At 63.2% G+C, this 4,867-nt stretch carries 7 protein-coding genes and 1 pseudogene; 4 read left to right on the top strand and 4 right to left on the bottom strand.

What is annotated here, in order from left to right; all coding sequences use genetic code 11:
- On the bottom strand, positions 1-313 hold a 313-nt coding region (locus EN964_RS38190), incomplete at its 3' end, for a hypothetical protein (protein WP_206528755.1).
- A gap of 451 nt (positions 314-764) precedes the next feature.
- On the opposite strand from EN964_RS38190, the gene EN964_RS24455 reads away from it, so the two are divergent.
- On the top strand, positions 765-1,064 hold the full coding sequence (locus EN964_RS24455; protein WP_127268524.1) for a DUF1236 domain-containing protein: 300 nt from the start codon (positions 765-767) through the stop codon (positions 1,062-1,064).
- 77 nt (positions 1,065-1,141) lie between these two features.
- On the top strand, positions 1,142-1,354 hold the full coding sequence (locus EN964_RS24450) for a hypothetical protein (protein ID WP_127268529.1): 213 nt from the start codon (positions 1,142-1,144) through the stop codon (positions 1,352-1,354).
- A gap of 304 nt (positions 1,355-1,658) precedes the next feature.
- Here the strand turns inward: EN964_RS24450 and EN964_RS24445 are convergent, their stop codons facing one another.
- Both EN964_RS24445 and EN964_RS24440 read right to left on the bottom strand, forming a co-directional pair.
- On the bottom strand, positions 1,659-2,210 hold the full coding sequence (locus EN964_RS24445) for an isochorismatase family protein (RefSeq protein WP_127268523.1): 552 nt from the start codon (positions 2,208-2,210) through the stop codon (positions 1,659-1,661).
- A gap of 41 nt (positions 2,211-2,251) precedes the next feature.
- A complete protein-coding gene (locus tag EN964_RS24440) occupies positions 2,252-3,868 on the bottom strand; it encodes a WD40 repeat domain-containing protein (RefSeq protein ID WP_127268522.1) in 1,617 nt (538 codons plus the stop codon).
- A 171-nt stretch (positions 3,869-4,039) separates the two neighbouring features.
- Here EN964_RS24440 and EN964_RS24435 point away from each other — a divergent pair, with 171 nt between their 5' ends.
- Positions 4,040-4,129 carry a putative RiPP precursor gene (locus tag EN964_RS24435; RefSeq protein ID WP_127271493.1) on the top strand — a complete coding sequence of 30 codons (90 nt, stop codon included), beginning with the start codon at positions 4,040-4,042 and terminating at the stop codon, positions 4,127-4,129.
- 214 nt (positions 4,130-4,343) lie between these two features.
- A complete protein-coding gene (locus EN964_RS24430) occupies positions 4,344-4,442 on the top strand; it encodes a putative RiPP precursor (protein ID WP_127271495.1) in 99 nt (32 codons plus the stop codon).
- A 61-nt stretch (positions 4,443-4,503) separates the two neighbouring features.
- Here EN964_RS24430 and EN964_RS24425 read toward each other — a convergent pair.
- Positions 4,504-4,867: pseudogene (locus EN964_RS24425) on the bottom strand (hypothetical protein); the annotation flags it as partial.

Genomic DNA, 4,867 nt, shown 5'->3' with positions numbered 1-4,867 from the left:
GGCGACCATGCCGCCAATAACTACGGCAGACCCGTCTCCATCGCCGCCCGTGCCGGCGCCGGCGCCAGCCCCGATCCCAGTCCCGATCCCGGTCCCGATCCCAGTCCCGATCCCAGCGTCGATGGTCGACCGGCTGCACCTCCGCATGTGTACCGTCGTCGAAGGCCTCTGTTTGTGACGCCTCTATTTCATCGAGAATGCCGTTTCCGGCGCCTGGAACACCGGCCACTGCTTCGATCGGGCGAATTGCCCCTGCAAGGGCTGCTGCCCCGGCAATGCCAAACATTGCTGTCAAGAAGGATCGCCGATCCATAGTAAACCTCCCAACGTTGCATAAGCTGAACGAAGCGCTCGCTTGCCGAATGAGCAGGCCCGCGCGTGGTGAAGATAGAGGATTCGCCAGCCGCCGAAGCGGCTTGCGAATCCTATCAGCGCAGGAAGGGACGTTGCTGCGCCGATCGACGACATGTCAGCCAAGGACTATTCCCATCACCAGAAAGGTGACGGCCGTCGCGAAAATCGGTGCGAGCAACCAGCGCGCTTGGCCAACACTTTTGTCCATCTGTTTCTCCGAATCCGGGAGACAAACAGTCGTGAACAGAGAGCCGTTCCCGTCGGTAAGACCAATGCGCTCGCGGACCGGACTTAAGTCGCACTTCTCATCCGACCGAAGCCCCAGCGGAGGAACATTTTCATTTGGCTCAAGTTCAGTTGCTCGTCAGCGTTGGACGATCTTGTCATGCTGACTCGCAAGGAGAAACAGTATGAAAATGCACCTAACGGGCGCCGCTGCGGCGCTATTGATGTTGGCCGGAGTCGGCGCCGTTGCCGCTCAGGACGTCGTCATTCAGCCTGAACAGGACACGGTCATCCGCGAGTATGTGAAGAAGCAGCCCCTCGCTTCGGTCAAGGTTCCCGGTGTGGAACTGAATATTGGTAGCGCGTTGCCGGAAACGGTCGAGCTTCATGAGATCCCCGATGTCCAATACCGCTACGTGGTCGTCGACAACCGCACAGTCCTGGTGGATCCGGGCACCCGCAAGATCGTCAAGGTCTACGACTGAATTTCGAACGGTCCCAAACCCGCCGCCAGCCATGGCGGCGGGTCGCACATGTCAGGTTCCAAACAGGACGAGTGAAGATGACAAGCAAAGCTGTGAGATCCCCTGCTTTGGGCGTTCGCCTGGCCGATCTCCAAGCCAGAATGCGCAATGCGCGGGTGACGGATGCCGAAATGAAAACCTTTCAAAAGGTCGCGGCCATCATGGAAGATCGTCATGGCCGGATCGATGCCGACGACCTGATTGCGGCGTCGTTCCTCGCCGATCCGGTGCAGGAGCGACGGACGCCTTGAGGGGCATGCCGACAACCAGCAGACTTTTTGATTCCCCGTACCGGGAAAGCGCGCCGAAAGTCTCAGCCGAATCCGCACTTTTGCTCCGGCCTATTCCGCTTTCGCGGAAGTTTCGAGCGACCTGCGATGTGCAATGTTGCTAATGCGGCGGTACGAGCCGCCCTGGTTGACGCGGGCGCCCGAGCCATCCCAACAATGCGCCCCCCCGTCCGCGTCGACCACGGCAGCCGCCTGGCGCTGCCTTCCCTCGCGAAGTCCTCAACCCGGCCTGCCTGATAATGCCGCCTGCGGCGACGGTCGGGCTTCAGCCGCCGACAAGCGCCTTTGTGGTCACCAGATTGACACCGGCCTCCGCGAATTCGCCATTGTGCCTGGTGATGACCTGTTCGGCACTCTCGCTGGCATTGTCCAGCGTGCTGTGCGCATCGGACACCACGGTCACGCCGAGCCCTCTGGCGACCGCGCCCTTGACCGTCGCGGCCACGCAAAAATCGGTCTGTGCGCCCAAGAGCACGACAGCACCCGCACCTTGCCCGGCCACCCAATCGCCGAAGGCGGGATTGCTGAATGCATCGCGCACCGATTTGGCAAAGGTCGGCTCGTCCGCCGCCTGGCCGAGCGCGGGCCAAACCGGCCAGCCCGGCTCATCCGGTGCCAACGGGTCGCCATCGGGTCCGTCATGCCTGATAAAAGCGACCTTGCGCCCGCCGCGCCGCGCCCAATCGATCACCGCCTTGGTGCGCTCGACAATATCTCGCGCATCATGGATCGGCGGCTCGTGCACACCGTCGAACATGCCGGTCTGGAGATCGATGACAATGAGCGGCGCGTTGTCCGGGAGGCTGGGAGCTGACATGGTTTTTCATAGCACGGCGGACAATGCGATCAAGGTTCCGTTCACTCCGGCGCGCCGGCAAACAGCACGACGCTGTCGCCGCCGGCGGCCGGCCAATCCCTGATGGTGCGGTCGTTGCCGCCGGTCACCACCGTGCCATCGGCGGTGAAGGCCACCGCGTAGATCGGGCCGGTCCGGCTATCGAACATCGCGATCTGGTTGCCGGTGTCCATGTCCCACAGCCGCGCCGTGCCGTCGAGCGAGCCGGAGACCAGGCGCTGGCCGTCGGCCGACAGCGCCAATGAGTAGACGGTGCCTTCGTGGCCTTCAAAGCGGCGCGCTTCGCGGCCGCTGTCTAGATCCCAGAGCTTGATCGTGTAATCGCCACTGCCGGTGACCAGATGATGCCCGTCGGCGGTGAACGCGGCGCCATATGTGCCTCGCTCATGCCCGTGCCAACTTCGTAATTGCTTGCCGCTTTCGATGTCCCAAAGTTTCAGTGTGCCGTCTATGCTGCCGCTGAGGGCTTGCCTGCCATCGGGCGAGACGGCGACGGCGCTGACCGACCAGCCGTTCCCGCTCATGGCGTGCAGCACAGCGCCCTTCTTGAGATCCCAGACGATGACATTGCCCGTGTCGTGCCCGCTGATGGCATGTTTGCCGTCCGGGCTGATCGCCAGCTTTCTGACGCCGCCATTGCCGCCCGAGGAGAAGACATGCAGCACCGCGCCGTCGGAAAGTTTGCGCTGCACGATCTCGCCGTCGTCGCCGGCCGTCAGCGCGCTGACGCCGTCGGGCATGAACAGCGCCGTGCGGGCCATATCCTTGTGCACGCCGAGAGTGCGGATCAGCTGCTTGGCGGCGATGTCCCACAGCTTGATCGTGTGATCGGTGCTGGCGCTCATGATCGAGTGCCCGTCGGGCGCCACCGCCAGCCAGACGACCGAGTCGCGGTGGCCCTCGGGCTGCGTCGGTAGCGGCGGCGGAGCCGGCGGCAATGGCGCCACGATGGGCGGCGGAATGACCGCGACCTCCGGCGGCGCCGGAGGCGCGGGCGCGGTCGGCGGCACTAGCGTTGGCGGGGTCGGTTGCACCAGCGCCGGCGGCGTCAGTGGGACCGGTGCCGCAGGCGGATCGGCGGCCTCCGGCGGCGAAGCAGCTTCTGCTGGTGCAGGCGGTGGGGCTGCCGGCTCTGAGGCCGGCGGCGCGCTGGCGACATCCTGCCCCTTGGGTTCGTTGGCCTTCGGCTCGCCAGGATTGGGTTCGTCGGCCTTCGGTTCGACGGGCTCGCTGGCTATGTCGCCGCCTTCATGCCAAGGGCCGAACCGGTCGGCGGCCAGTGCGGCGACCACGACCAATGGCAGGACGAGAAAGACTCTGCGCAGGCCGGGCGTGCCAACGTCCTGCATCTCCGCCGCGCGACCAAACAGCGGCGCGCCCGCTGCTTGGCCCGACCGGTCCGGCAAGAGGCCGGCCCAAAACAGCCCTGCACCAAGCAGGCAGGCGAACGCCGCCACCAGGAACCCCGCCAGCCGTAACGAGGCTGGATCCATCGGCGGGCCTGAAAAGCCGCGCCAGAGGAAAGCCTCGCCGATTGCCGGCCAATAGATCCGCGCCAGGCAGCCTACGGCGACAACGACCAGGGCAAGCGCGAGCAATCTGTCGGCACCCTTGTTCATTGAAATCCCTCGGGCGTTGTTGCGGCCCTCACCATGTGACGGTTGCCCCGCATGTCGACGTCGAGACTATCAGCCGCAAGCTCGTGTCGCCAAGAGCCCGTGTGGACGCCCGGCTTGGTTGACACATCTTGCGTATCTGCCATTCTCGCGTAGGGATGAGGAGAGATTACCATGAAGAAGACTTACGCGAAGCCGGCTCTCGTCAAGAAGGGCAAGCTTTCAGCCGTCACGGCAAACGGCTCGACCAGCGCCACGATATAATCTGGCACACTCTTGGCCGAAACGCGCCTGGCGCTGGAGCAATTCCAGAAAAAGCATCGAAGGCCTTCGATCCGGGATGGCGTAAACAAGAATTGGAGGGCGGGCGCCTTGCCGCTCCTCCTTGGATTTATTGCAGTTTTACCGATTCCAGCCGCATGGTTGACAGATGGCCGCAGTCTGGCATCATCGGATCGGGATTTTAGGAGAGTCTGATATGAAAAAGATCTATGTGAAGCCATCGTTCTTGAAAAAAGGCCGGTTGTCGGCGATCACTGCGGCCAACGGCGCCTCGATTATTATTGTGCCGGGCTGACCGTCAACATAACCTGATTGAAGCGGGGCGAAATTTCGCTCCGCTTTGGCATGCCTAAATCTCAGCGCGTTAAGACCAGATCGTCCACGACCATTTGCCAATAGTGCTTCGTCGACAGGCGAACACGCGTTACAGCTTTGAGCATTGGGGCGTAGTGCAGCGGCGTCAGCGCCGACAGCGTGACCTCGTCGCTTGCAATCAGCTGCTCGCCAAGCCAGCTTTCGATCAGCGCCACCTCCCCTTCTGACGCCAGCCAGGCGGCGCTCAGCATGACCGAGTGAAAGCCGAACGGCCGTTCGCAGCTGAATTCGGCCGGCAGCCCGCTGCTGGTGTAGAGCACATGGTCGCCGGAAACATTGCCATTGACATAGCCCTGGCTATCCTTGGTGAAGTCGCGGGCCATCGCATTCAGGTTGCGCCACGCC

It is taken from the genome of Mesorhizobium sp. M7A.F.Ca.CA.001.10.2.1 (assembly GCF_003998575.1).
GTDB lineage: Bacteria > Pseudomonadota > Alphaproteobacteria > Rhizobiales > Rhizobiaceae > Mesorhizobium.
The sequence above is the reverse complement of the archived record's forward strand: the minus strand, read 5'-3'. Positions and strand labels throughout refer to the sequence as shown.